Source organism: Marinobacter sp. (assembly GCF_965229985.1).
Classification (GTDB): domain Bacteria; phylum Pseudomonadota; class Gammaproteobacteria; order Pseudomonadales; family Oleiphilaceae; genus Marinobacter.
Window position 1 is genome coordinate 387,467 of sequence record NZ_OZ245935.1, and the last position, 22,763, is coordinate 410,229.

30 protein-coding genes and 1 pseudogene are annotated in these 22,763 nt (G+C 56.1%); 9 read left to right on the forward strand and 22 right to left on the reverse strand.

Annotation, left to right across the window (positions count from 1 at the left end):
• Nucleotides 1-4: 4 nt before the first annotated feature.
• Nucleotides 5-1,201: a CaiB/BaiF CoA transferase family protein gene (locus ACO06L_RS01730; RefSeq protein ID WP_202346772.1), complete on the reverse strand. Its 1,197-nt coding sequence runs from the start codon at nt 1,199-1,201 to the stop codon at nt 5-7.
• Nucleotides 1,202-1,366: 165 nt separating this feature from the next.
• Between ACO06L_RS01730 and ACO06L_RS01735 the strand changes: the two genes are divergently transcribed.
• From ACO06L_RS01735 to ACO06L_RS01760, 6 genes are all read left to right on the forward strand, one after another.
• Nucleotides 1,367-2,020 (forward strand): ABC transporter ATP-binding protein, encoded by a 654-nt coding sequence (locus ACO06L_RS01735; RefSeq protein WP_206076561.1) that lies wholly within the window; start codon nt 1,367-1,369, stop codon nt 2,018-2,020.
• Nucleotides 2,010-4,577, forward strand: a complete 2,568-nt coding sequence (locus ACO06L_RS01740) for an ABC transporter permease (protein ID WP_202346770.1) — start codon at nt 2,010-2,012, stop codon at nt 4,575-4,577. Before ACO06L_RS01735 ends, ACO06L_RS01740 begins: the two co-directional genes overlap by 11 nt.
• A 309-nt stretch (nt 4,578-4,886) precedes the next feature.
• Nucleotides 4,887-5,705 carry a transporter substrate-binding domain-containing protein gene (locus tag ACO06L_RS01745; RefSeq protein ID WP_064226851.1) on the forward strand — a complete coding sequence of 273 codons (819 nt, stop codon included), beginning with the start codon at nt 4,887-4,889 and terminating at the stop codon, nt 5,703-5,705.
• A gap of 153 nt (nt 5,706-5,858) precedes the next feature.
• Nucleotides 5,859-6,524, forward strand: coding sequence for an amino acid ABC transporter permease (locus ACO06L_RS01750; RefSeq protein WP_008169533.1), 666 nt, complete (start codon nt 5,859-5,861; stop codon nt 6,522-6,524).
• Complete coding sequence (locus tag ACO06L_RS01755) at nt 6,524-7,177, forward strand: amino acid ABC transporter permease (protein WP_008169529.1); 654 nt, start codon at nt 6,524-6,526, stop codon at nt 7,175-7,177. The genes ACO06L_RS01750 and ACO06L_RS01755 overlap by 1 nt, the downstream gene beginning before the upstream one ends.
• A complete protein-coding gene (locus tag ACO06L_RS01760) occupies nt 7,174-7,896 on the forward strand; it encodes an amino acid ABC transporter ATP-binding protein (RefSeq protein WP_014576841.1) in 723 nt (240 codons plus the stop codon). The genes ACO06L_RS01755 and ACO06L_RS01760 overlap by 4 nt, the downstream gene beginning before the upstream one ends.
• Nucleotides 7,897-8,005: 109 nt before the next feature.
• Here the strand turns inward: ACO06L_RS01760 and ACO06L_RS01765 are convergent, their stop codons facing one another.
• The 4 genes from ACO06L_RS01765 to ACO06L_RS01780 form a co-directional block, all read right to left on the reverse strand.
• Complete coding sequence (locus ACO06L_RS01765; RefSeq protein ID WP_202346769.1) at nt 8,006-8,398, reverse strand: hypothetical protein; 393 nt, start codon at nt 8,396-8,398, stop codon at nt 8,006-8,008.
• Nucleotides 8,399-8,417: 19 nt separating this feature from the next.
• Nucleotides 8,418-9,164: an SDR family oxidoreductase gene (locus ACO06L_RS01770; RefSeq protein WP_202346768.1), complete on the reverse strand. Its 747-nt coding sequence runs from the start codon at nt 9,162-9,164 to the stop codon at nt 8,418-8,420.
• 113 nt (nt 9,165-9,277) lie between these two features.
• A complete protein-coding gene (locus ACO06L_RS01775; RefSeq protein ID WP_227715824.1) occupies nt 9,278-9,637 on the reverse strand; it encodes a DUF4399 domain-containing protein in 360 nt (119 codons plus the stop codon).
• A 270-nt stretch (nt 9,638-9,907) separates the two neighbouring features.
• Nucleotides 9,908-10,690, reverse strand: coding sequence for an MBL fold metallo-hydrolase (locus tag ACO06L_RS01780; protein WP_202346766.1), 783 nt, complete (start codon nt 10,688-10,690; stop codon nt 9,908-9,910).
• Nucleotides 10,691-10,780: 90 nt separating this feature from the next.
• Here ACO06L_RS01780 and ACO06L_RS01785 point away from each other — a divergent pair, with 90 nt between their 5' ends.
• Complete coding sequence (locus ACO06L_RS01785) at nt 10,781-11,743, forward strand: GlxA family transcriptional regulator (protein WP_202346765.1); 963 nt, start codon at nt 10,781-10,783, stop codon at nt 11,741-11,743.
• Between the two features lie 17 nt (nt 11,744-11,760).
• Here ACO06L_RS01785 and ACO06L_RS01790 read toward each other — a convergent pair whose 3' ends face one another.
• The 7 genes and pseudogenes from ACO06L_RS01790 to ACO06L_RS01820 all read right to left on the reverse strand — a co-directional run bounded on the left by ACO06L_RS01790 (nt 11,761) and on the right by ACO06L_RS01820 (nt 15,057).
• A complete protein-coding gene (locus ACO06L_RS01790) occupies nt 11,761-12,093 on the reverse strand; it encodes a YnfA family protein (protein WP_202346764.1) in 333 nt (110 codons plus the stop codon).
• A 21-nt stretch (nt 12,094-12,114) separates the two neighbouring features.
• A pseudogene (locus ACO06L_RS01795) lies at nt 12,115-12,231 on the reverse strand (antibiotic biosynthesis monooxygenase); the annotation flags it as partial.
• Between the two features lie 63 nt (nt 12,232-12,294).
• Nucleotides 12,295-12,702 carry a GNAT family N-acetyltransferase gene (locus tag ACO06L_RS01800; protein WP_202346763.1) on the reverse strand — a complete coding sequence of 136 codons (408 nt, stop codon included), beginning with the start codon at nt 12,700-12,702 and terminating at the stop codon, nt 12,295-12,297.
• On the reverse strand, nt 12,669-13,067 hold the full coding sequence (locus ACO06L_RS01805) for a bifunctional diaminohydroxyphosphoribosylaminopyrimidine deaminase/5-amino-6-(5-phosphoribosylamino)uracil reductase RibD (RefSeq protein ID WP_265103085.1): 399 nt from the start codon (nt 13,065-13,067) through the stop codon (nt 12,669-12,671). Before ACO06L_RS01805 ends, ACO06L_RS01800 begins: the two co-directional genes overlap by 34 nt.
• A gap of 101 nt (nt 13,068-13,168) precedes the next feature.
• Nucleotides 13,169-13,738: a hypothetical protein gene (locus tag ACO06L_RS01810; protein ID WP_202374530.1), complete on the reverse strand. Its 570-nt coding sequence runs from the start codon at nt 13,736-13,738 to the stop codon at nt 13,169-13,171.
• A 73-nt stretch (nt 13,739-13,811) separates the two neighbouring features.
• Entirely contained in the window at nt 13,812-14,240 is a 429-nt protein-coding gene (locus tag ACO06L_RS01815; protein WP_202346761.1) for a GFA family protein, read from the reverse strand.
• 67 nt (nt 14,241-14,307) lie between these two features.
• Nucleotides 14,308-15,057 carry an NAD(P)H-dependent oxidoreductase gene (locus ACO06L_RS01820; RefSeq protein WP_202346760.1) on the reverse strand — a complete coding sequence of 250 codons (750 nt, stop codon included), beginning with the start codon at nt 15,055-15,057 and terminating at the stop codon, nt 14,308-14,310.
• 89 nt (nt 15,058-15,146) lie between these two features.
• Between ACO06L_RS01820 and ACO06L_RS01825 the strand changes: the two genes are divergently transcribed.
• On the forward strand, nt 15,147-16,031 hold the full coding sequence (locus ACO06L_RS01825) for a LysR family transcriptional regulator (RefSeq protein ID WP_202346759.1): 885 nt from the start codon (nt 15,147-15,149) through the stop codon (nt 16,029-16,031).
• Here the strand turns inward: ACO06L_RS01825 and ACO06L_RS01830 are convergent.
• The 5 genes from ACO06L_RS01830 to ACO06L_RS01850 all read right to left on the reverse strand — a co-directional run bounded on the left by ACO06L_RS01830 (nt 16,028) and on the right by ACO06L_RS01850 (nt 18,791).
• Nucleotides 16,028-16,624 carry a glutathione S-transferase family protein gene (locus ACO06L_RS01830; RefSeq protein ID WP_202346758.1) on the reverse strand — a complete coding sequence of 199 codons (597 nt, stop codon included), beginning with the start codon at nt 16,622-16,624 and terminating at the stop codon, nt 16,028-16,030. The genes ACO06L_RS01825 and ACO06L_RS01830 overlap by 4 nt on opposite strands.
• Before the next feature lie 28 nt (nt 16,625-16,652).
• A complete protein-coding gene (chaB, locus tag ACO06L_RS01835; protein WP_202346757.1) occupies nt 16,653-16,877 on the reverse strand; it encodes a putative cation transport regulator ChaB in 225 nt (74 codons plus the stop codon).
• A 70-nt stretch (nt 16,878-16,947) separates the two neighbouring features.
• On the reverse strand, nt 16,948-17,460 hold the full coding sequence (locus ACO06L_RS01840; protein ID WP_202346756.1) for a type II CAAX prenyl endopeptidase Rce1 family protein: 513 nt from the start codon (nt 17,458-17,460) through the stop codon (nt 16,948-16,950).
• Nucleotides 17,461-17,468: 8 nt separating this feature from the next.
• Complete coding sequence (locus tag ACO06L_RS01845) at nt 17,469-17,675, reverse strand: hypothetical protein (RefSeq protein WP_202346755.1); 207 nt, start codon at nt 17,673-17,675, stop codon at nt 17,469-17,471.
• A 96-nt stretch (nt 17,676-17,771) separates the two neighbouring features.
• The gene (locus ACO06L_RS01850; RefSeq protein ID WP_202346754.1) at nt 17,772-18,791 is read right to left on the reverse strand and encodes a GlxA family transcriptional regulator; all 1,020 of its coding nucleotides are present in this window, start codon (nt 18,789-18,791) and stop codon (nt 17,772-17,774) included.
• A gap of 158 nt (nt 18,792-18,949) precedes the next feature.
• On the opposite strand from ACO06L_RS01850, the gene ACO06L_RS01855 reads away from it, so the two are divergent.
• A complete protein-coding gene (locus ACO06L_RS01855) occupies nt 18,950-19,381 on the forward strand; it encodes a GFA family protein (protein ID WP_227715806.1) in 432 nt (143 codons plus the stop codon).
• Nucleotides 19,382-19,451: 70 nt separating this feature from the next.
• Here the strand turns inward: ACO06L_RS01855 and ACO06L_RS01860 are convergent, their stop codons facing one another.
• The 5 genes from ACO06L_RS01860 to ACO06L_RS01880 form a co-directional block, all read right to left on the reverse strand.
• Nucleotides 19,452-19,985, reverse strand: a complete 534-nt coding sequence (locus ACO06L_RS01860) for a cupin domain-containing protein (RefSeq protein WP_202346753.1) — start codon at nt 19,983-19,985, stop codon at nt 19,452-19,454.
• Between the two features lie 79 nt (nt 19,986-20,064).
• Entirely contained in the window at nt 20,065-20,613 is a 549-nt protein-coding gene (locus tag ACO06L_RS01865) for an OsmC family protein (protein ID WP_202346752.1), read from the reverse strand.
• A gap of 149 nt (nt 20,614-20,762) precedes the next feature.
• Nucleotides 20,763-21,833, reverse strand: coding sequence for an alpha/beta fold hydrolase (locus tag ACO06L_RS01870; protein WP_227715807.1), 1,071 nt, complete (start codon nt 21,831-21,833; stop codon nt 20,763-20,765).
• 111 nt (nt 21,834-21,944) lie between these two features.
• A complete protein-coding gene (locus ACO06L_RS01875; RefSeq protein ID WP_202346751.1) occupies nt 21,945-22,400 on the reverse strand; it encodes a methyltransferase family protein in 456 nt (151 codons plus the stop codon).
• A gap of 85 nt (nt 22,401-22,485) precedes the next feature.
• Nucleotides 22,486-22,752, reverse strand: a complete 267-nt coding sequence (locus ACO06L_RS01880; protein WP_104320669.1) for a DksA/TraR family C4-type zinc finger protein — start codon at nt 22,750-22,752, stop codon at nt 22,486-22,488.
• Between the last annotated feature and the right edge of the window lie 11 nt (nt 22,753-22,763).

Sequence of the window (22,763 nt, forward strand, 5' to 3'; positions counted from 1 at the left end):
AATGTTATTTGGCAGGCACGGCTGCGATGCCAGAATCACACATCGCCTGGATTTCTTCGGCGGAATACCCGCACTCTGCCAGCAGTTCGCCGGTTTGCTCGCCGAGGCGCGGAGCTCCCTGCCAGTGCTGCTCCGGTGCGGCCGAGAATCGCGACGGCGCCCTGGCCTGGCGGAGTCGGCCAGCCTGGGGATGGTCATAGTGTGAAAGCAGGTCGTTGGCCAGTACCTGGGGATGGTCGAGTACCTGGGTGCGGGTCAACACCGGGGCGCAGGGTACTTGCTCGGCCTCAAGCCTTGCCAACCAGTGTTCGGCCGTATCGGTTTTGATAACCGACTGGATCAGCTCCAGCCTCGCATCAATATTCTCCTGGCGCAGCCGGGCAGTCAGGAACCTTGGATCCTCCGCCCACTCTGGCCGGTCCACAGCACGAATAAGGGCTTGCCACTCTCGATCGCTCTGAATCGCAATGGTGATGTAGCCGGTTGTGGTCTCATAGATGAGATCCTGAAGGCTCGCAGCTTCCTGCTGTGGCACCTCACTGTGGACAAAGGTCTGGCTGCCCATGTCGGAGCTCCAGAGAAACGCGATGATCGCGTCCAGCATGGACAGCCGGACATGCTGGCTTTCCCCGGTGCGTTCCCGGGCAAACAGAGCCGCGGTAATCGCCTGGGCTGCGGTTACACCGGTGAGCTTGTCGGGCAGGATGGTCCTCACCAGTTGCGGACGCAGTTCATCGGCGCCCGCCTGAACGGTGGCCAATCCGGAGAGGCCCTGAATCAGCGGGTCGTATACCGGTCGCTGGGAATAGGGGCCGGTGTCACCGAAGCCACTGATTGATACCATCACGAGATTCGGGGCCACCTTGCGCAGCTGCTCTTCGCCGAGCCCCATCCGCTCAATGACGCCCGGCCGGAAGTTCTGCACAAAGACATCGGCCGACGCTACCAGTCGAAGCAGCGCATCGCGCCCCTCCTGCTCTTTCAGGTTCAATGCCACCGACTTCTTGTTACGGTTGTTGTTGAGATACAGCGCCGACATATCGCCCTGCCGATTGGCCGCGGAGCGAGTAAAGTCGCCACCCGCCGGATTCTCGATCTTGATAACCTCGGCACCCTGATCTGCCAGTATCATGGTCGCGAGAGGCCCGGAAATCATGGCTGTCAGATCGATAATGCGGATGCCATCGAGCGGTCCGGTCATGGTCAGGACTCCTGTTTTTCCATGGAGGCGCCAAAAAACGTGAGTGCGCCACTCTTAAAAAGGGTTCGTACTCTAAACTTTATGCGGATGCCGATCATTTACCAGTACGCAGCAGAGCAGGAAATTCATCAAACCAGAGGAGCGCCAGTGTCCACCAGTGTTGAAATGACCGACATTTTTCTAGAGTACCCCACAGAGTCCGGCAAGGTTGCTGTACTCAAAAATGCCTCCCTCATGGTGCCCCCGGGAGAAACACTGGCAATCACAGGCCCCTCTGGCAGCGGGAAAACGTCCCTGCTTTTGTTGCTCTCCGGCCTGCAGCGACCGACCAGTGGAGAAATTCTGGTCGGCGATCAACGTCTGGGCGACATGGACGCCAATGCTCTGGCCGACTGGCGAAGTGAGCACCTTGGCATTATTTTCCAGTCCTTTCACCTGCTGCCTGGCCTCACGGCCCTGGGAAACGTGAGTCTGCCGCTTGAGATTGCCGGCGAGGCTCGGCCGCGGGAACGAGCTCTCGCCATGTTGGAGGCCGTTGGTCTCAGCCATCGGCTGCAGCACTACCCGGGGCAGCTCTCTGGCGGCGAGCAGCAACGGGTTGCGATCGCTCGGGCACTGGTTCACCAGCCAAGCCTGTTGTTGGGAGATGAGCCCACAGGCAATCTGGACCATGAAACCGGTGAGAAAGTGCTCTCCCTGCTGTTCGACTTGCACAAGGACAGCAAATCCACGCTGGTACTGGTGACCCATGACGAGCGCGTTGCCGAGCGTTGTCAGCACAGGGTCCGGATGGACGGTGGGCGTCTCTATGCCTCCTGAACGCTCCACAAACCCGCTCTGGATGCTCCGATTCGCGATCACCGACCTGCGGTCACGTATCTCTGCGTTGAAGATTTTCCTGGCCTGCCTGATTCTCGGCGTTACCCTTGTGGCTGCGACAGCCAGCCTCTACCGGGTGATCGAGCAAAGCTTGCTGGCGGATACCCGCGCCCTGCTCGGTGGCGATGTGGAGCTGGATACCAGCGAGCCGCTGCCCGATGATGCGCTCGAATGGATTCGTGCTACCGGCAAGATTTCACTGGTTCGGGAATTCGATACCATCGTCAGCGGAAGCGGCGGCGACGGCTTCTTCCGGGCGGAGATACTGGTTCCGGATGCTCTCTATCCCCTCTACGGCGAGCTGGAGTTAATGCCGGATGAGCCTCTGGGGGCGCTTACAGGCCAGAAGGAAGGGCAGTGGGGCGCTATCATCGATCCTTTGCTGGCAGAACGCCTGGGCCAGTCGGTGGGTGACCAGATTGAGATTGGCGCCGCCACCTTTCGAATCAGCGGCCTTATCGAGAAGCAACCGGATCGGAGCCTGAACGCCAATTGGCGAGGTCTGCCGATCATGATTTCCGAGCAGGCCGTGGAGGCAACCGGATTGATTCGCCCGGGTAGCCGCGTGGATTACGAATACCGGGTTCAAACCGAACAGAATCTCGACACTTGGCTTGAGGAATTCGAGCAGGCATTCCCGGATGCGCGATGGGAAATCACTACGTTTGCCGAGCGCAGCGAACGGATTTCCGAGCGTCTGGACCAGATTGCCACAGCACTCATCCTTATCGCTTTCACTACATTGTTCATCGGTGGCCTCGGGGTTGCCAACAGCATCCACGCCTACCTCGATGAAAAGCTGGGCACAATTGCCACCTTGCAAACACTTGGCCTGCGTCGCAAACCGCTTGTCGGCATATACCTCCTGCAGATTGGTGTATTGGGCAGCCTTGCAGGGCTTATTGGCGGTAGTATCGGGCTGGGGCTTTCCGCCCTGGCGATCCACCTGGCGGGCGATGCTTTTGCTCTGGCGGGGCCCGATGGGGCCGGCGGCTGGTTGTCCTTGTGGTTGGTTCCCTTGCTGCTGAGCTGGCTGTTCGCTGTTCTGACTGCTTACGTGTTCGCACTGCCGGCACTCGCTCGAGCCCTCGCTGCTGCACCGGCCGGGCTTTTCCGGGGGCAGGTCGAGGCGGCTCCCAACGAGCCTCGCAGCTGGCGGATTGCCAGCTATCTACTGCTGGCTGTCTACATCGGCGCTACTCTGTTCTGGCTCCCATCGCCTCATCTGGGCTTTCTGTTCCTGCTGGCGGTTACTCTGCTCTGGGGCCTCCTGGAGTTTTTGATCAAGGGGTTGCGCCGAGGTGCCAAGGCTCTGGAAAACGGTGGTTTTGCCGACCGCAGGTTTGCCCGGCGGTTGGCCCTGGCCAATCTGCACCGGCCGGATTCGCCGCTACGGGCAACGCTGCTGTCACTGGGCACCGCACTAACGCTTGTGGTGGCCTGCACGTTGATGGTTACCACGCTCCTGAGGGCGCTTGAAACCACCATACCGGAACAGTCGCCGGCGCTAATCCTCTATGAAGTGTTCCCGGACCAGATGGAACCGCTGCAAAACGGCCTGGAAGCGTTGGATGCTTCCAGCCGCGTCGAGTTGCTCCCGATGGTCCGTTCCCGCCTGGACACTATTAACCAGAAGCCGATTGCGGAGGTTCTCGCCGATAACGCCGAAGCTCGGCGAGAAGCCATGGGAGATGAATACAAACTGAGTTATCTCTCGGGAAACCCCGAAGCACTGGAACTGGTGGAAGGCAGCTGGTGGGAATCGCCGGCCCCCGAGGGGGAGCCCGCGTACATGGCCATGGAGGATCGGGAGGCCTACCAACTTGGACTGGGGGTGGGCGACCAGCTCACCTTTACTGCACAGGATAAGAGCATCGACGTCGAAATCCGTGCAATTTACCGGCAAAAAGGGCTGCAGACCCGATTCTGGTTCGAGGGCATATTGCAGCAAGGCGCACTGGACGACTTGATCAGCCTCTACGTTGGTGCGGTCTACCAAAGCGATGAGGCGGCCAGGGAATCCCAGCAATGGCTGGCACAGACCATCCCCAATGTAATCACGCTGCGCACCGCTGACTGGCTGGAAACCGCAGGCGATCTGCTGAACAAGGCAGCCGCGGGCCTGGCGGCTGTGGCATCGGTCAGTCTTCTCGCCAGCCTGCTTGTGCTTTCCAGCGTGGTCAGTGTCAGCCGCAGGCGGCAGCTTTACGAGGCCAACCTGTTGCACTGCCTTGGCGCCCGTCACGGAGCCATCCGCCAATCCATGCTGCTGGAAACCGGTTTGCTGACCTTCCTGGCAACGGTTTTCGCGACGGCGCTTGGTGCGCTAATTGCTTTACCTGTAGCTGACCTGGCCTTGAAGCTGCCGGCAGGCGATTTATGGTGGGTTGGGGCGCTGGTTGCCGGAGGTGTGAGCTCGCTGGCGCTGCTGGGTGGACTCCTGCCCACGCTCAGGGCAATGCGGTTAAACCCCGCGGTGTTGCTCAGAGACAGTTAAAATGGCCTGCTATAGTAATAAATTCGTCTTTTTGATTAAGGAGGTGTAAACATCAGTTAAATCATAGACCTAAGAATATGAAAAATGACTCTTTGTTCGTTTTTTGGCCGCTATCACGAGTTGCAGGCTCAAAAAATCCGGTTATATTGAGGAAAATAAGGAAAATTGCCTACCAAATGGCAAATTTCAAAAATTTTCACTAAATAATCTACGGTAGTATTTTTACGTATGCTTTTTGCACATAACTCGTGTTGTGTAGGCATAACGGACACACACTTTTCGCCCACGAAAGAAAAAGAGAGAATAACTATGATTCGCAAACTAGCACCGCTTGTATTCGCTTGTGCTGCGGTAACCTCCGTAAGCGCGACAGCCGATCAGCTGGACACCGTGATTCAACGTGGCACTCTGAACTGTGGCGTGGTTCTGGATTTCCCACCAATGGGATATTTTGACGAGAACAACGAGCCTGCAGGCTTCGACGTCGATTACTGTAACGACCTCGGCGAGGCGCTCGGCGTAGACGTTAACGTTCTCAACCTGACCTGGGGCGAGCGGATTCCCTCCCTGGTGTCCGGCAAGACTGATGTGGTTATCGGTTCTACCTCCGATACACTGGAGCGCGCCAAGACCGTTGGCTTCACCTACCCGTACTTCGTGTTCAAATTCCAGGTTATCGCCAACGAGGACAAGAACATTGAATCCTTCGACGACCTGAAGAACCTGAAAGTCGGTGCGGCACTCGGCACCACCTACGAAACCGAATACCTCGCGTATGCCGAGCAGCAGGGCTGGGGCAAGGACAACTACACCTCCTTCAAATCCGAGAATGACGCTTACCTGGGTCTGTACCAGGGTAAGGTCGATGCGATCATATCCACCAACACGAACATCGCGACCAAGCTGCGTAGCGAAGAGTTCGAAGACTTTGAAGCCGGCCCCTACGTACCCAACTACGACGACGTTGTGGGCATCATCGCCAAGCGTGATGAGGTTGCCTGGATCAACTACCTGAACCTGTTCCTGGTACGCCAGATTCGCGACGGCAACATGAACGAAGCTTACAACAAGCACTTCGGTACCGATGCGCCGGCCGATCTGATTCAGTCCCTCCGGGACAACAAGTAAGCGCCGAACCGACGGCCGCCAAACAGGCGGCCGTCATTGCATTGGTTCCCGGGTCGGGCACTCACCCTCGGGTGTCCTGACCTAAAATTCTGATCAAGGCCCTTCTTACCGGGCTCTGGTCGAGTTTCCTACCATTCATAAAATGGCCAAGGTATGGACTACGAATTTCACTGGAACGTTGTGTTCCAGAACATGCCCCAGCTGCTGAACGGTGCCTTCGTTACCCTGCACGTATCCGTTCTGGCGATGCTTCTGGGCGTTGTGATCGCAATACTGTTGGCGATCGCCAAAATGAATAACACGAAGTTCTTCAGCCAGGTTGCTACGGTCTGGGTCGAGATCGCCCGGAATACGCCGGCCCTGTTCCAGATCTACATGGCCTATTTTGGCCTTGGAGCATTTGGTATCCACCTCAGCCCCTACGTGGCGGTACTGAGCGCACTGGTCTTCATCAACGCGGGCTACCTGACAGAGACGTTCCGGGGTGGTTTCCAGTCGATTCCGAGCACCCAGTACAGCGCCTCCAAGTCGCTGGGCATGACCAGTATCCAGACGTATCGATACATCATCCTTCCGCAGATGCTGAGACGCATCTACCACCCGATGACCAACCAGTTTGTCTGGTCCATCCTGATGAGCTCTCTGGGCATTCTGGTGGGTATGAGCGAGCTTTCTGGCACGACTCAGCGTTTGCAGTCACTGTCGTTCAGAACGCTGGAGTTCTTCATTGTGGCGGCCGTGATGTACTTCGTTATCACCAAACTCGTGTTGTTTGGGTCATCACTGCTTGCTCGTAGACTCTTCAAGGGGGAAATCTGATGAATTCTTTATTCACACCCCTGTCCTGGAGCGATAGCGGTCTGATCCTGACCGGTGTCTGGAATACCATCATCATCTCCGTTGTCGCCATCGTGGTGGGCACTATTCTGGGATTGATCGTTGGCTTTCTCCGTGCCGAGAGCAACAAGGCCGTCAATGTCCTTTTCGGTAGCGTGCTCGACGTGCTGAGAAGTGTTCCCCTGATCATCCAGCTTATTCTGTTCTCCACCTTTGTCGGTGCGATGGGGAATCCACTGGCGCCGTTTGTTGCGGGCTCCATTGTGCTTTCGCTCTATACCATGGCCTTCATGAGCGAGGTATTCCGCAGTGGCTTTGAGAGCGTCAGTCCCTCAATGCAGACGGCAGCGCGCTCACTGGGCATGACCAAATGGCAAACCATCTACCACATTCGGTTGCCGATTGGTTTGCGTGCTGTGTTCCCCTCGTGGCTGGGTGTTGCACTCAGTGTCATCAAGGACTCGGCCCTGGTCTCGGTCATCGGTTACATGGAATTGCTGCGCACGTCGGAGCAACTGATTTCAAGAACCCAGCAACCGCTCGAGATTCTGATCGGTGTTGGTATCTTTTACTTCATTATTTCGTACCCGCTGTCCCACTACGGCCGGTATGTTGAGAGGAAAATGGCAATATGATCAGCGTACAGAATGTCCATAAATCCTTCGGCGATCTTGAAGTACTGAAAGGCGTGAGCCTGGATGTGAAGAAAGGCGAGGTCGTGAGCGTTATCGGGGGCTCCGGCAGTGGCAAGTCGACTCTCCTGTATTGCATCAATGCCATTGAGCCCATCAACAAGGGCAAGATTCTCGTTGATGATGTGGATGTCCATGCCAAAGAGACCAATAAGGACAAGCTGCGCCAGAAACTGGGCATGGTCTTTCAGCAATGGAATTCCTTTCCTCATATGACTGTGCTGGAGAACGCCGCCCTGGCGCCCAGAATCGTCAAGAAAATGAGCAAGGAAGAGGCAATTGAAATTGCCAAGAAAGAGTTGGAGCATGTCGGCCTGGGTGACAAGTTCGACGTCTATCCCACCAAAATGTCCGGCGGCCAACAGCAGCGCCTGGCGATTGCCCGTGCTCTGGCCATGAAGCCCGACTACATGCTGCTTGACGAGGTGACCTCTGCGCTCGACCCGGAGCTGGTCGGCGAGGTTCTGGATACCCTGCGCCTGTTGGCAGAAGAGGGGATGACCATGATCTGTGTGACCCACGAAATGGGATTCGCACGGGATGTCTCTGATCGGGTGGCTTACTTCCACGAGGGTGTGATTGCAGAGATCGGTGAAGCACGCCAGGTGATTACCGATCCGCAAAACCCGCTCACCCAGAAGTTCCTTTCAAAAGTGCGCTAGAAAGTCGCCACAGGCGTGGCGCTGGTTGGGGGAGTTTTTGGACCCGCTTCCCCAGCCATTTTTCAGCCCCAAGACGCGGGTGAATCCTCCTGGCCCAAAACTGACAGTGTCAGTTCCGGCTCTTCAGAACTTTGTAGATGCGCGATATCGCTCCATCCTGCACCTCTTTTTCGACTAAATCCTCTAGTAGTTCCAGCACCCGTTTCTCATCGTTGCTGCGAAACCCTGGCCAGTATACATAGGGCACTAAATCCGGATTGCTGATAAAGAACAGGGCGGTTTCTTCCGGTTTATTCTCTATGTCTCCCCGCAGGCCCACGGTAAAGTGACGGCCTTCATTGCCCCGAAGAGTTACCAGGAGCGAGGTGTCCCGTTCGATAAAACGGGTTTCCTCAACAGAAATGGGCTCTGCCAGGTCAGGCACCGACGTGATGTAGTACTGAAAACCCAGAAAGGCCACCAACACGACAAGCAGTGTGGCCAGGGCAATGGATTTGAACATTAAAAGGATCTCAAACTGGTTACATGGCTCTCGCGAAGATCCCGAAGGGCAGGGCCTTCAACACGTAACTCAGCGGTGTCCAGGGCCACCACGGCACATAGGCGCGGCGCTTTTCGGATTCGATGGCTTTCACCAGGGCTTTCACGCCGGTTTCCAGATCCACCCGGAAGGGCGCGTTTTTGGTATCCCGGTTAATATCCGTGAGAATGTAGCCGGGCATAATGTTGCTGACGTTGATCGGCTTTCCCTTGGTATCGAGTTGCAGACCTTCCGCCAAAGAGGCCACGGCAGCCTTGGTGGCAGCATATACGTTCAAAGGCCCACGGAAACCGCGAACTCCACTGACTGAGGACATCAACACCAGGTGACCGCTGTTCTGCTCGCGGAAGATCTCCATGGCCGCCTCGCTCTGGGCAATAGCGGCGATGAAGTTGGTCTCGGCGGCGTGTCGGTTGGCAGCAAAGTGCCCACGGCCGATGGGCTGTGAGCTGCCAATACCTGCGTTCACCACCACCCGATCAAGACTTCCGAGCTCATCCCGGAAGCCTCGGAAGACTTCGAACACCTGATCGTAATCGCAGACATCAAGGCCGCGAACCAGCACCCGGATACCCGGATTGGCCTGCTGCAACTCCCGCTGCAGAGCCTCCAGCTTGTCAGCCCGCCGTGCGCAAAGCGCCAGATTGCAGCCTTTGGCGGCCCATTCGCGGGCCATGCCTTCCCCGAGACCGGTGCTGGCACCGGTAATCAGAATGTTCTTTCGCATCAGCTATCCCCTGGATTCGTTCGGGTTATTTGCGCTCACAGTACCATGATCGAACGCCCAGGGGATTGACTGAAATGCAACTCTGCACTGGCCATTCCGTTCAGGGTAGAACGTTATTCCACCATCACCGTGATCTTTTCGGAAACCACGGGCGGGTTATGCGGCACGTGCATGTGATCACCCACCAAAAGCTGAAGCGTGTGTTTACCCGGCGATAGCGTGATCTCGGTTTCGGTTTGTCCACCACCAAAGTGTTTGACCTGATCGGTGGCCGGCAGGGGCTTGCTCAAGTCGGACGGTACCTCGGTATCGATCAGCAAGTGGTGGTGCCCCGTACCTGATTTCTCGACACCAGCAGGCGCCACGCCCATATTCCGCAGGCCAAAGACTACCTTGAAGGTTTGGTCGACGGTTGCACCATCGGTTGGCTGGACGAAATACACGCCGGCGTTGGCCGGGGCCTCGGACGTCATGCTCTCTGCGAATGCGGCAACTGGCGCGGTCAACAGAGCTAAAGATAGGGTAATTGCGATCCTGTTCATTTCATTACCTCCCTGGTGTTTGCCACAGGTGAGTATAGTTGAGGAAATGAAGCTCTGACGGCCTTGTCCGTTCTCAAAGGCCCGAGACCTTTAAGTCACCCTTATAAGTATTGGTGGAATTGGCTTCTGACACAGTCTTCCTCCTTTCTTCGGGGTTATCGTTAATGCCAAGTTGGACAATATCGTGTAAAGAGGGGGGCACTAATTCACTGCAAAGGTAAGTGTTTGCCCATCCGCAGGAATCAGCAATTTGCCCTGAAGGTTTTCACGCTGGCAGAGTCTGGCCAGGTTTTTACGACTGACAGGGCAATGATCCAGGGCCTCGAGGTGATTGGCGACAACAATCCCAGAGCTGAGATGACTGGCCGCAATCACCTCATCTCCACCCATGATGATTTCATCACCCAGATCAAACCTCGCTCCACCAGCAGGCAGTACCGATACATCCGGTTGGCGATGTGTTAAACACTTTTTGACCTCCTCGGTCAGAACAGTGTCACCGGCGATGTAAAGCGACGGCTCACCCGGAAGCCGAATGAAAAAGCCATGACCGTGAGCCATCAGGTTACCGACAAGGCCGTAACCATGAACACACGGAATGGGCAAAATCGTGCCCCCCAGGAACGCCTGCTCGTCGTCTCGAGGTTCCAGCACTGACACCTTCAACCCTTTTCGTACAAGGTAATCTGCATCGTCTTGCATACAGATCGTAGGCACCTGGTGTTCCCGCAGCCACTTGACTGCGGCTCTGTCGAGATGATCGAAATGACCTTTCTGACAATGGGTGATCAGGCAGTGCGTCACACGCTCCAGCAAAGCGTTTGCGTTTTCTGGCAGCTCTACCAACGGATTTCGTTGTCGACGCCTGGTGAGATACTTCAGTGCAGGAATCGACCCCTTGGGCGCTAGCATTGGGTCAAGCAGAATAACCCTGTTATTTGCCTCGATGATCACAGTGGCATTGCGCAATTGAGTTATCTTCATGGTTATCTCCTGTAGTACGAGCGTCATTGTAGGAACCTCAATGCCTTGCTAGCATGTCTGTAAATGACATAAAACATACAGTTTTGAACAATGAAGATAGGCTTACTGCTGTATTCCGACTGCATCCCTTCCGGTTTGTTTGCCTTTTCAGATCTGTTGAATGCAGCGAACTTGCGGATGGGAAGCTCCGTGTTCGAATGGTGTTGGCTAAGCTTGCATGGCCAGCCTGTAAGCTGCGCCAATGGCTTGGAACTGTCTGCGGGTAAGCTTGAGAACGCTGAGGTAGACGCCTTGCTGATCCCCGGGGCCTGGCGTGACCAATCGAGTATTCATAGCCCTAAAGACGCGAGCCTAGTTCAGGCCCTCAAGGCACTCGGAGAGATTCGGTTCAAGAAGCAGGGTAAGAAACCGGCCATACTAAGCTACTGCACTGGTGTTTATTTGGCCGCCAGTTCCGGCAGACTGAACCACCAAACCGCGACTACCACGTGGTGGCTGCTGGATACTATTCGTGAGCAGTTTCCGGACGTGCAATGGCAACTCAATCGCACCTTCGTTATGGATGAAGACAATGCAACGGCTGCCGGGGTCAATGGCCATCTCCCAATTGCGTTATCACTGATCGAGAAGCACTGCGGCAAACAGGTTGCCAGCGAGATTCAACAATACATGGTTCTGCCACGTCCGGTTGAGCGCAATACACCCTTCCAGAAGTTACCAGAACTTATCCAACAAAACGCTTTCGTTCGGGAGGTATTTCATTGGGTAGAGCAAACTCCTTACACCCGCTTGAAGACCACAGCACTCGCTGACCACTTGCACATCACACAGCGTACGCTTAGCAGGAAAATTGACAGTTTGACCGGTTATAACACTGCCCAGCTCATGCGGCTGATTAAACTCAATCAGATAAGCGAGCAATTGATCAGTACCAACAAGTCGATATACCAAATCAGTGACGAACTCGGGTTCGCCGATGACACCAGCTTGCGCCGCAGCTTCAAACGGATAACAAACATGACACCTGGAGAGTACCGGCAGGCATTTGGTTAAGTGGAACGCCCGTTGGACTATGTGGACCGCGGCGCAAACATGATGATCGCCATGCCCAGCAACGCAACACCGGAACCCACCAGGTCCCAGACGGTTGGTCGGATACCATCAACAGCCCAAAGCCAGAGAATGGCCATGAAGATATATACGCCACCATAGGCCGCATAAACCCGCCCGGCGGCCGTAGGATGCAGGGAGAGTAACCAGGCAAATGCCACGAGGCTCAGAGCACCTGGCACCAGAAGCCAGATGGACTTGCCTTCACGAAGCCAAAGATAGGGCAGGTAACAGCCAACGATTTCAGCCAGGGCGGTGACGAGAAACAGACCGACGGTTTTCAGTTCAGGCAAGGGAATTGACCTCTGGAAACTTTAAATGCCGTACTCACGCTCCACCTTCGCAACACGCACGCGAAAGGTCGAATACCATTTTTGATGACCCAGACGCTGGGCTTCCCGATGTTCTGCGTTTTTCTTCCAGTTGGCGATCTCTGCCATCGGTGTCTCTGCATGGTTGTGTTTCCGGTTAGGTGCTGTCGCTTTACCGAGTATCTATTTGTCTATTAGGTAGTAATGGCCGAACTCGCCATCCTTCGTTGAACTGCGGATAATCTGCCAACCCATTTTGTCGGCGCCCCTTTTACTGGCTTCATTGTCGTCCGCGATGAATACCTGTGCGGTAGCAAGATCGACTTCATGTGCCAGCTTTTCGATGGCCAGTTCACAGGCCCTGGTTGCGATGCCATTACCCCAGAATTCCGACCTGATGAAATAGCCGAAATCGAGAATGCCATTAATCTCCTTAATGCCGCAAAACCCAATGAATTCATCAGATGTAGCATCGGAGATAACAAAGCGGGATGGACCTTGAAGAGCGTCGTTAAACCAGGCGGCTCCCTCATCATCAGAAAGAGCGCGGCGGGGGCCTAAAAACCGCATGACCTCAGGATCTGCGAGCATTGAGAGGACCGCAGGTTTATCTCTCTGATTGAGGCCCCGTTGTTTCTCGGGTCCGGATCAATCAATGCAACGACAACCCGGTTAATCCCTTTGGTGATTAGAGCGTCCGCACAGGATGGGGTTCTTCCGTGAAAAGAGCAGGGCTCGAGTGTCACGTAAGCGGTGAGATCGGAAAACGACCCAGCGTAATTTGCCAGTGCATCAGCCTCGGCATGATAGCGACCTGGCGCTCTCGTGTACCCCGTAGAGACCACCACATCATCTTTTACCAATACGCACCCAACGGGAGGATTCGGCAAGCAGTGTGGCAGGGCCTTTTGCGACTCGGAGAGAGCGAGTGCCATGAATGCTTCGTGTGATGCCAATATTTTTCCTTACGTCAAAGCTTGGGCATGTGTTTGGTGGAGCGAATTAGGCCTGCCGCCGCTCCCAAGCCTCCTGCAGTTGGGTGCAGGTCAATAAGTGCCTAATTCCTGATCTCACACAGATCTACAGGAACCCGTTCGATCTGCTGTGTGTTCGATGTTTTCCCGGCAACGGGTATTACCAGGAAACCAGTGCCGGCGAAGGCGGTCGACTGGCTGATGCGGCCCTGGCCTGAGTCATCCAGCCCCAGCAGCGTTTTGCTGGTGACCACACCGATGAAAGGGTTGCCCGGTTCTCGGGCGCCGGAGGCAATGTAGTCCCGCTTTAGCTCAATTCGCCCGGCCTTCAACTCGAAATCCTTGCCTTCCCGAAATTGGGACTGCTTGAGCACCGTGCCATTCGATATTGCAGATGCGACCAGACTCTTGCCATCGCCTTGCTGAATGTAAACCGCCTGAGGTCGCGTTTCAGCCGTAAACACGTCGGGCCAGATGATGGAGGTCAAACAGACGGGCGCTGAGCCGTCCGAAGGATCACTGCAGTTCCTGTAACAGCCAATAAAGGCTTCCAGACTGGGTGATTCTGCGAATCCAGTGTCTTCTTCCGCGACTTCTGTGGAGGCACAGCCCGCACAGAACAGGAACATTGCGATTGGAGCGACCTGTCTCATTTTCAACGCCAACCCCTCTTCGACTTTCAAGAAAAAAGATTTCTACCCGTTATTTGGCCAGTCGTTTCACGCCTCATGTTCGGTTGATGGCGTTCTTCAGAGCCGCGAGGCTTTCTGGCCCCGCCTCAAGGCGGATGCATTCCCCGGAATCATGTTCCCAGGATGCAGCTGAGCTCATGTGGAGATGCACGTTCACAGCCGCTTCAAATGATTCCTCCAAAAGTCCAGCGGGAACCCAAATAACTTCTATGCCCCTCAGTTGGTTTGGTACTGGGCTACCGCAGACCGAGCAGAAATCACTGCGATAGCCTGTTGACTTCTGGAAAGAAGAGATTTTGTCCTGACCAGACAGCCAGCGAAAGTCCTCCTGCTTCACAAAAGTTGCCGCATTCGCCGATGATCCCGTTACCTTCCGGCAGAGGGAACAATGGCATTGGTAGAGGTTGGGAATATTGCCCTCAATCTTGAATTTCACTCCGCCGCAAAGGCACTCGCCTTTCATTGTTAATTCCTTGTCGCATTCATTCCGCAGTTGAGGCTATGGAGCTCTTTGAAAAATGCTCTATTTTCTAAAGGCGCCACCGCATAGGATGAGTCTGTTGAAGCATACCGTCCTCGTCCCAGTCTTCCCAGCCAGTAAAAGGGATGGGTGTTTCATCGAATAGTCCGGGTAGCCGCTCCGCCCATAGGGTTTTCTTCTGTTCCAGCTGTTCCCTGAACCTGGACTCGTCCTCGTAACGAATACCGCCTCCCTGAATGCCATAGCTCACCTGGGGTGGCAGAACATCAAACCCCACGTAATAAAGCGAGGAGTGCATCGGCCATAGCCATTCCACCATATTGCCAGCGCGGCCGAAGGGCATGAAAGCCTGCTCCGGAGACCCGGTGGTTAACGACAACATAGCTTTTTTGCCCCGGAAGTGTCCCCGGTTGTACCGTCGGCTCCCGGAATAGAGCCCTCCGTATACCAGAACCCGATCGAACCAACCCTTGAGGATTGCCGGTTGCGCGTGCCACCACAACGGAAACTGGAAGATCACGAGGTCGGCCCACTCCAGACGTCTGATTTCCCTCTGAACCTCAGGAGTCAGTATGCCTCGTTCATAATGAGCCCGCTGCTCGCTCAACGGGGCGAAATAGGTGTCATCAACCCGCTCGCGGTAGTGGCCCGCACGTTCAATCGGATCAAACTCTTCCTGGTAAAGGTCATTGAGTTCCACTGTGTGTCCAACAGCCTGAAGGGACTCTATCGCCACATCGACCAGCCCGCCATTAAACGATTTGCGCTCGGGGTGAGCGAAGACAATCAGCACGTTCATAGCCCATCACTCCTTTTGCATTCATCTGGCGATAGCCTAAGCTGTTCTTTGGTACACATAAATTCTCAATATGCGCGAACTAAATTTGCATGAATGAACAGCAAATACGGTGGGATGATCTGCAGATTGTGTCGGCTATTGCCGACACGGGAACGCTCTCAGGAGCTGGCAGGCAGCTGGGAATCAGCCATGCGACAGTCTTCCGCCGGCTCACCAATCTGGAAAATCAGCTGGGCGTGGTGCTTTTTGAGCGATCGCGCACTGGATACACGCCAAGCGCTGCCGGAGAGGACCTTTTCTCCGTCGCGAGAAGGGTGCAAGAGGATATCACTGGCGTTGAGCGCCGGCTTGCAGGAAAAGACCTCAAGCTTTCCGGAACCATCCGGGTCACCACAACCGACACTCTGTTTGCGGGTTTGCTGGCTACATTGTTCGAAAAGTTTCGTGTGGACTTCCCCGATATCAAGCTGGAAGTTGTCATCTCGAATCAGGTGCACAGCCTGAGCAAACGGGAAGCAGACGTCGCCATTCGCCCCACCGGGAATCCCCCGGAAACCCTGGTTGGGCGGAAGGTTGGAGTAATTCGTCAGAGCGTCTATGGGCAACTGCGTCATTGGCAGAACCGGCGGGCCTCTCTGGACACCTTAGCCGGGCACCAGTGGATCGGCCCGGATACGCACATGGGCAACCGGGCCCTGGAAACCTGGATGGCCCGGAAGGGTTTGAATGAATTCTGCAATTACCGCGTTGACTCAATGCTGGGCATGCAAACTGCCACTCGATCAGGTGACGCAGTGGCCGTACTTCCAGACTACTTGGGGGAGTCCGATTCTTTGCTCTGCCGGCTGACTGATCCCATTGCGGAACTGGATATACCTCTGTGGATTCTCACCCATCCTGATCTGAAACGCGTGAAGCGAATCCGCGAGTTTACCCAGGTCATCGGTGAGGGATTGAGGCAAGCGCTGGATTAGACCATAGGCCTGAAGTTCGGCAATGCCGCAATGCGATCCAGCCATGCCCGAATCGCAGGGTAGGCTTCCAGCTCAAAACCACCCTCATCTGCGACGTGGGTGTATGCATAGAGTGAGATATCTGCGTTAGTGACATTCTCGCCCGTCAGAAATGGCGTTTGTGCCAGCTGCTGCTCCATCACCTCTAAGGCCTTGTGTCCGCCGGTTTGCTTGGCGGCATACTCATCGGCTCTCTCCGCCGGCAGTCCCAGGTACTTGTTGATAAAGCGCGCGACGGCGATAAACGGCTCATGACTGTACTGCTCGAAGAATTGCCATTGCAGAACGCGGGCCTGGGCGAGGCCGCCATTCGGGTACAGATCAGAGCCGGACGCGAGGTAGTTGATGATGGCGTTGGACTCTGACAGTGTCTCGCCGCTATTGAGCTCCAGCAGAGGAACCTTGCCATTCGGGTTCTTTTTCAGAAATTCATCAGACTTTGTGTCGCCGGCGAGAATGTCGATATCAATCCATTGATGGTCAATGTTCAGCAGGTTGCAGACGAGCTGGACTTTGTAGCAGTTGCCGGACTTGGTATCGCCGTAGATTTTCATGCAGATTCCTTTGCCAGATTGGGCCGGTTTAATCCTTCACCCATTTCTCACCTTCCTTGTGATATTCCTGTTTTACCGCCGCCCAGGCAACCTTATGGGCCGTCTCTTCTCGGCTTGCGTCGCCACGGCGGTCTTCGGGATCACGGTATTCTTCCCATGCTGAATTGAACGCTTTGCGGTAAATTTCCTGAGCATGCCCTGGCAGGTTATTGCGCACGCTGGCTGGCAATTCCGAATTTTTGTTGTAGGGCATGAGGGGTACCTCCAAAAACTTGCTTGAATCAGAGGCTAGCATCTTTCAGCGGGAGGGAGCGGGTACAAGGTTACAACTCCAGCACAAGATTTCTACCGCCAAGAAAAAGCACCCAGACCGTTACAGCCGCCCAGTGAATGATAACCGGCACCCAGATCGATCTGGAAAGCGCATAAGCGTAGCCGCAGGTAAGTCCCATAACGCCCACGATAACCAGAAACCACGGATCAAGGAAAAGAGGAATAGCCGTTGGGTTAAAGGCCAGTGCATTGAACGGATGCCACGCAACGAATAGCAGCGTACTGATTACAACACGCCAGGTCGCTTTTACCCGGCCCGATGCCAGGATGTTTCTTGGAATCAGTACGCCCCTGAAAAAGGCTTCTTCGAGCAATGAGGGAAACAAAAACAATATGAAGGGAAGCAGGGGAGCAAGTGGCGAGTCCAGCCAACCCGGCCGAAATAAGCCAGTGCTGAGGCCGACGGACACTGCAATGATTGCGAAAATCGGCACAAGAGCCCAGGCTTTAAGCGGAGTCTTAAATGGGGAATGCAACAGCGCTTGGGTTAGATCGTCTGCCAAGCGCACTGTTATTTCAGATCACCAAAATAATATAGCGATGCCGGCACGCCTCCCAAGCCAGCTCCCAATGCAATACCCAGAGCTATCCCCGCCATAGGGGTCCACAATGTCACGCCGACAGCAGCGCCAATGGCGATGCCTGAGCCAAAACCAACAATCAGCCAAATTAACGCTTTCTGTCGGCCGGGCTGATTCGGTCGCTCCCTTCTGCTCATTTCCAAAACTCCATCAAAGTATGTCTCCCTCCGGGAAACTTAGAATTTAAGAGATGGTTTAGAACCCTTCAATTATTCCTTCTGATAATCGAAGAATTATCGATGAGGACTGCGCCCGCTAATCGCAACATTTTCGGACGCGTCGACAGTGAAACTCTCCCGATAGTGTTTGGGAGAGGAGCCCACGTAGCGTTTGAACAGCCTACGAAAAAAAGCAAGGTCATCATAGCCAACGGCTCGACTAACCTGTTGGATTGTTTGTTGCTCGTTTTCCAGCAAATGCCGCGCAGCATTGATTCGCAGCCGGTGGAGATAGTCTGTAGGTGTTTCTCCCGTTGCGAGCTTGAAACGCCGGGCGAAATTGCGCGGACTCATGGCCACGGACTCTGCCAGTTCACTGATACGGACCGGGCCGTTGTAATGTTCGAACAACCACTGCTGAGCTCGCCGTACCAACCGATCCTCATGGTTAGCCGCAGGGGGATCGGCTGCGTACCCAATCTGCCAAATCCGGGGCGTTTCCAGTAGCAAGGCCCTGGCGGTCTCGATGGCCACCCTGTGGCCACACAGCTTTTCAACCAGGTATAGGCTGAGATCTACGGAAGCATAGACGCCGCCGCTGCAGAGCAGGTTGTCACTCTCTGTCAGAAACCGCTCTGGCTGCCAATGAACATCGGGATACCGGCGACGACAGGCATCGACAACGCCCCAGTGGGTTGTCGCGGGCCTTTTATCCAGAAGGCCGGATTCAGCCAACAATGCAACGCCGGCACAGACCCCGGCAATTCTGGCGCCTCTCTGATGCCAATCGCGAAGCCAGGGGTAGAGTGGTGCGTTGGCCCGGCAAGCGGCCTCCAGATTTGTTCCCACTGCCGATACGATGATGAGATCGGTGGCGTCCACCTCGTCGAGGCGACGACCGGGCTCCAGGTTCAGGTTCACGGCGGTGGACACCTTTTTGCCATCCTGGGAAACGGTGCGCACCCTGAAACGCGGTTCGGCCGGCAGGCCTCGCATGGAGTTCCAAAGCACGCCGGCTGTGCTGAAAACCTCCACCGGAGCCACGGCGGTCGACGGCATTCCGCCCTCGACCAGAACGACGGTGACATCAATCATCCTGCACCTCGGAAGTCCGAAATGTCCCTTTATTGTGGCGCAGCCGCCACTACGCGAAAAGGTGCAAATAGCAAATACTTTACCCAGTACGTTTGATGGTGGATCCCGGAGCGGATCCTCGAAAGGGCGCAATTACCAACGGCGAGGAGGTGCAGATCATGAGCACGACGACCTACAAAGGAAGCTGCTTCTGCGGTGCGGTTGAATTGAATGCCCGCGGCCAGCCCGAGGCTATGGGCTATTGCCATTGTGATTCATGCAGGCATTGGTCCGCGGGGCCTGTGAATGCCTTTACCCTCTGGAAGCCGGAGGCAGTAGAGGTCACTAAGGGTGCGGACAACATTGGTTCGTATCACAAGACACCGCAAAGCCACCGCAAATGGTGCAGGATCTGCGGAGGGCACATTCTGACAGAGCATCCGGAGCTTGGCCTGACCGACGTTTACGCGGCCATCCTCCCGGATTTGCCGTTTACGCCCGGTGTGCATGTGCATTATCAGGAGAAAGTGCTGAGGGTGCACGACGGCTTGCCAAAGTTCCGGGATACCCCGGAAGACATTGGTGGATCTGGAATAACAATGGAAGAGTAAGCCCCGGCCAAAGACAAGCTCGCGGTGCAGCCGCCGGGCACGGTCAGAAGACCATGCCCGGCGGCCCGTCTCAACCAGCGTTGCGCTCGATACCGCTTTTCTCGTCCAGGGCTGCATTCCTTTCCTCGTTAACCGGAATAGTCAGCGCGCCTTCGGCGGGTGCGCCCAGGAGAACGGCAACCACCTCGGTTTCCTGATTACTGCTCGGGTTAAGCGCCGTGTGGACGGTGTCGCCCGGATCCACCAGTGCGTCCCCGGGGCCGTATTCGCGATCTACACAGTCTTCTGCGAACGTGAATACGAAATCGCCCTCGGTCACTGTGATCAGGACGGTGCCGGGGTGGGTGTGCCAGGGGAACACGGCGCCTGGCTGGATGGTGAACCGCACCACCGTGAGGTGCGATGCGTCATCAAAGGTGATGACCTGTTCTGGCAGACCCTCCAGGTCTTGCGAGATCTTGATCGCGACATCACCGTCAAAGGTGTGCCGCTGGGTCAAGGGTTCCGCCGCGATGGGCTTCGGTTCGCTTGCCTCGGCGGTCGCAGTCAGAACCAGGGCCGCGAGGGCGGCGATGATGGCAGTTTTGCTCAGTGTACGGAACATAGGAACATCTCCTGATTATTGGTGTGGAACACAGGCCCACAGGCGCCGCTGTTGGGCCTGTGAGGCGACATGGCCGGTCTCAGGCCACCTGGTCGATTTGCCAGTCTGTTGTCACCTTGGTGCCGGCCTTGAGGGTTTGAAAAACCACGCAACAGCCCTCTGCACCGACCAGCAGTGTTTTCATCGTCTTCTGGTCGGTTTCCGAGGGAACTTCCAGCCGCACATCGCAGTGCATGCGCTGAAAGCCGACGGGTACTGCCATATCCACCATGAGTGCGCCCCGCACGTCGACGCTGGCGGTTACCGTTACTTCGCTGTCGATGAGGCGTATCCCGAGCCGTTCGGCAACCATGCGAAGCGTTGCGTGCAGGCAGGCGGCGAGAGCCGAGCACAGAAGGTCACCCGGATTGGGGGCGTCGTGGTCGCCGCCCACCGCGCGATGGATTCCGTAAGGAATGCGCACGCCATCGTTGTTGGCGGTCTCCACCACGCCGTGAATCGCGTCTTTGTGGCTATCGGGCAGCGCCCGGGCATGGTCGTTAATCCAGGCATCCTCTGGAGCTTCCGCGTAATGTCGGCTTAGAGACTGCTGGCGTTCTGCGATGGATGATTCATTCGCTACTAACATGGCTCCTGCTCCTCTGCTGACTTGCTTACAGGGTCAGTTTGGGCAGGAGAGGCCTTTCCTTCCTGAGGTGTTTGTCCCGAATGACACAAATGGAATTGCGAAAAGCGGGACGGATGTCCCGGGGAGGGGGAATAAGTGTTTTACGGAGGTTACTCGATGCCGAAGCCTGCATTTCGGGCTTCGATGATCAGCTCCGGCCGAGAGGAAACGGCCAATTTACCGCAGATGTTGCTGACGTGGTTGCGGACGGTTTTCGGCGCCAACGACAGCTCGCTGGCAATGGCGACATTCGACTGCCCCCGTGCAACGTGATCCAGCACAACCCGCTCGCGTCGGGTCAGTTCATGAAATCCCGCAACCGATGCCACGCCCGCGCCTGGTTCCTCGGCGAGGAACCGCCGCACTTCCTCAATGAAGATGCGCCAGCCGGGATCACGCTGTTGGAGTATATGGTTCCGCCCCTCCAGCGGCAGAAACCGGCAATGGGGAATCCGCCCCGCCAGATCGCGGCCGGCCTCAAATGGCACCATGGAGTCGCCCTTGACGTGTGCCACCAGGGTCGGACAATGCACCTGCGGAAGCAGTTCGCGGATATCGATCTCGTGAAATGCACGCCAAAGTCGGGCCGCCATGGACGGATCGGCCGTCAGACGTTGCAGTTCGTCCCACCCGCTGATCTGATCCGCCGCATCAGCGGGCGAGAGCAGGCGAGCGAACACCTCCCGAAAAGCGCCGGTTCTCCGTGCCCAGCCGACTTCGATCATGCGCGCCAGGGTTTCGGCCTCCTGCACGCGATAGCCGGCCATACCTTCGGTAAATGCCCCGTGTGCATAGGGATTGTAAAGCACCAGGTGCGTGACCTTTTCCGGGTGCCGTACCGCGTAAAGCACGGCGATGGCCGCGCCCTGGCAGACACCTAACACAGGGAATTGGCGCCAGCCGAGGCTGTCGACCACTGCCTCCACGTCGCGAACCCAGGCTTCCAGGGTTTGCCCCTTCACGTCTCTGTCGGACAGGCCCGAACCACGAATATCAAAACGCGCCAGCGTGTGATCGCGCGTCAACTCCTGCAGCCAGTGGCGCCATACCGGGCTTTCAAGATCATGTTCGATGTGGGTCATCCAACCGCCGACACGCAGCAACGGCCTGCCTCGGCCGGTGGTTGCGTAGGCGATGCGCACATCATCCTCTGTGGTACAGAAACCGATCCGCTGTCTCATACCGGTAGCCCTTCCCGGCGGGTCCCCGCAGCTTCATCCATGTGTGTCTCATACCTGGAAACTTAGCAGCTGTGAGATGGTTTTGAAGTGTTACTTTTTAACCCGGACAGTTCAGAGCCAACGCCGCACCCGTCGCTCGTACTCCCGGAACTCCTCACCAAATAACTCCCGAAGGGCACGTTCCTCCGGTGCAATCTGGAATCGGTTCATATACAACACAAAGACAATCACGCCGATCAGAGCCCAGGCGGACGCCAGGAAAGCGCCCCAGGCCAGCAGCCACAACCCGAACCCCACATACATTGGATTGCGGGAGAAGCGGTAAACGCCGGAGTTGACCAAGGCAGAACTGGATTCCGGTTTGCGGGGGTCTACGGTTGTCTTCGAGGACCGGAAAGCCAGTACCCCGGCGAGTGCAAACAGGGCGCCCAGCAGAAACAGGGCAGTTGCAACCGCCAAACGCAGCGTGTCGCCAAACTCAACCCGCGGGCCTGCCTCTGCGATGAGCCACATCAGCAACCCTACAATCAGCACCAGAGCGACAGGTGGAATGCGCTTTTCCAGCATGTTCGGTTTCTCTCAGAAAAATCACTCGAATCAGGCAATGGCGGGACGCTAACCCCCGAATGTCAGTTACACCGACATTATTGGACTATCGGAGCTGGCTGTCTTTACTGCCTCTGCGATTGATGCCGCCTGAGTGAGGGTGCTCCTTTTCATAGGCCGCCTGGCAGTCAATGCACAGCCGAACACCGGGAATGGCCTTTCGCCGTGCCTCCGGAATTGGAGCACCGCACTCGTCACATTCTTCCGCGCTTTCGCCTCCGGCTAACTGGCTGCGAGCGCGCTGGATCTCGTCTTCAACGCTGGCGTCAATCTGTTCCTGAACTGCACCATCACGTGACCATCCGCCTGCCATGGGCGTCTCCC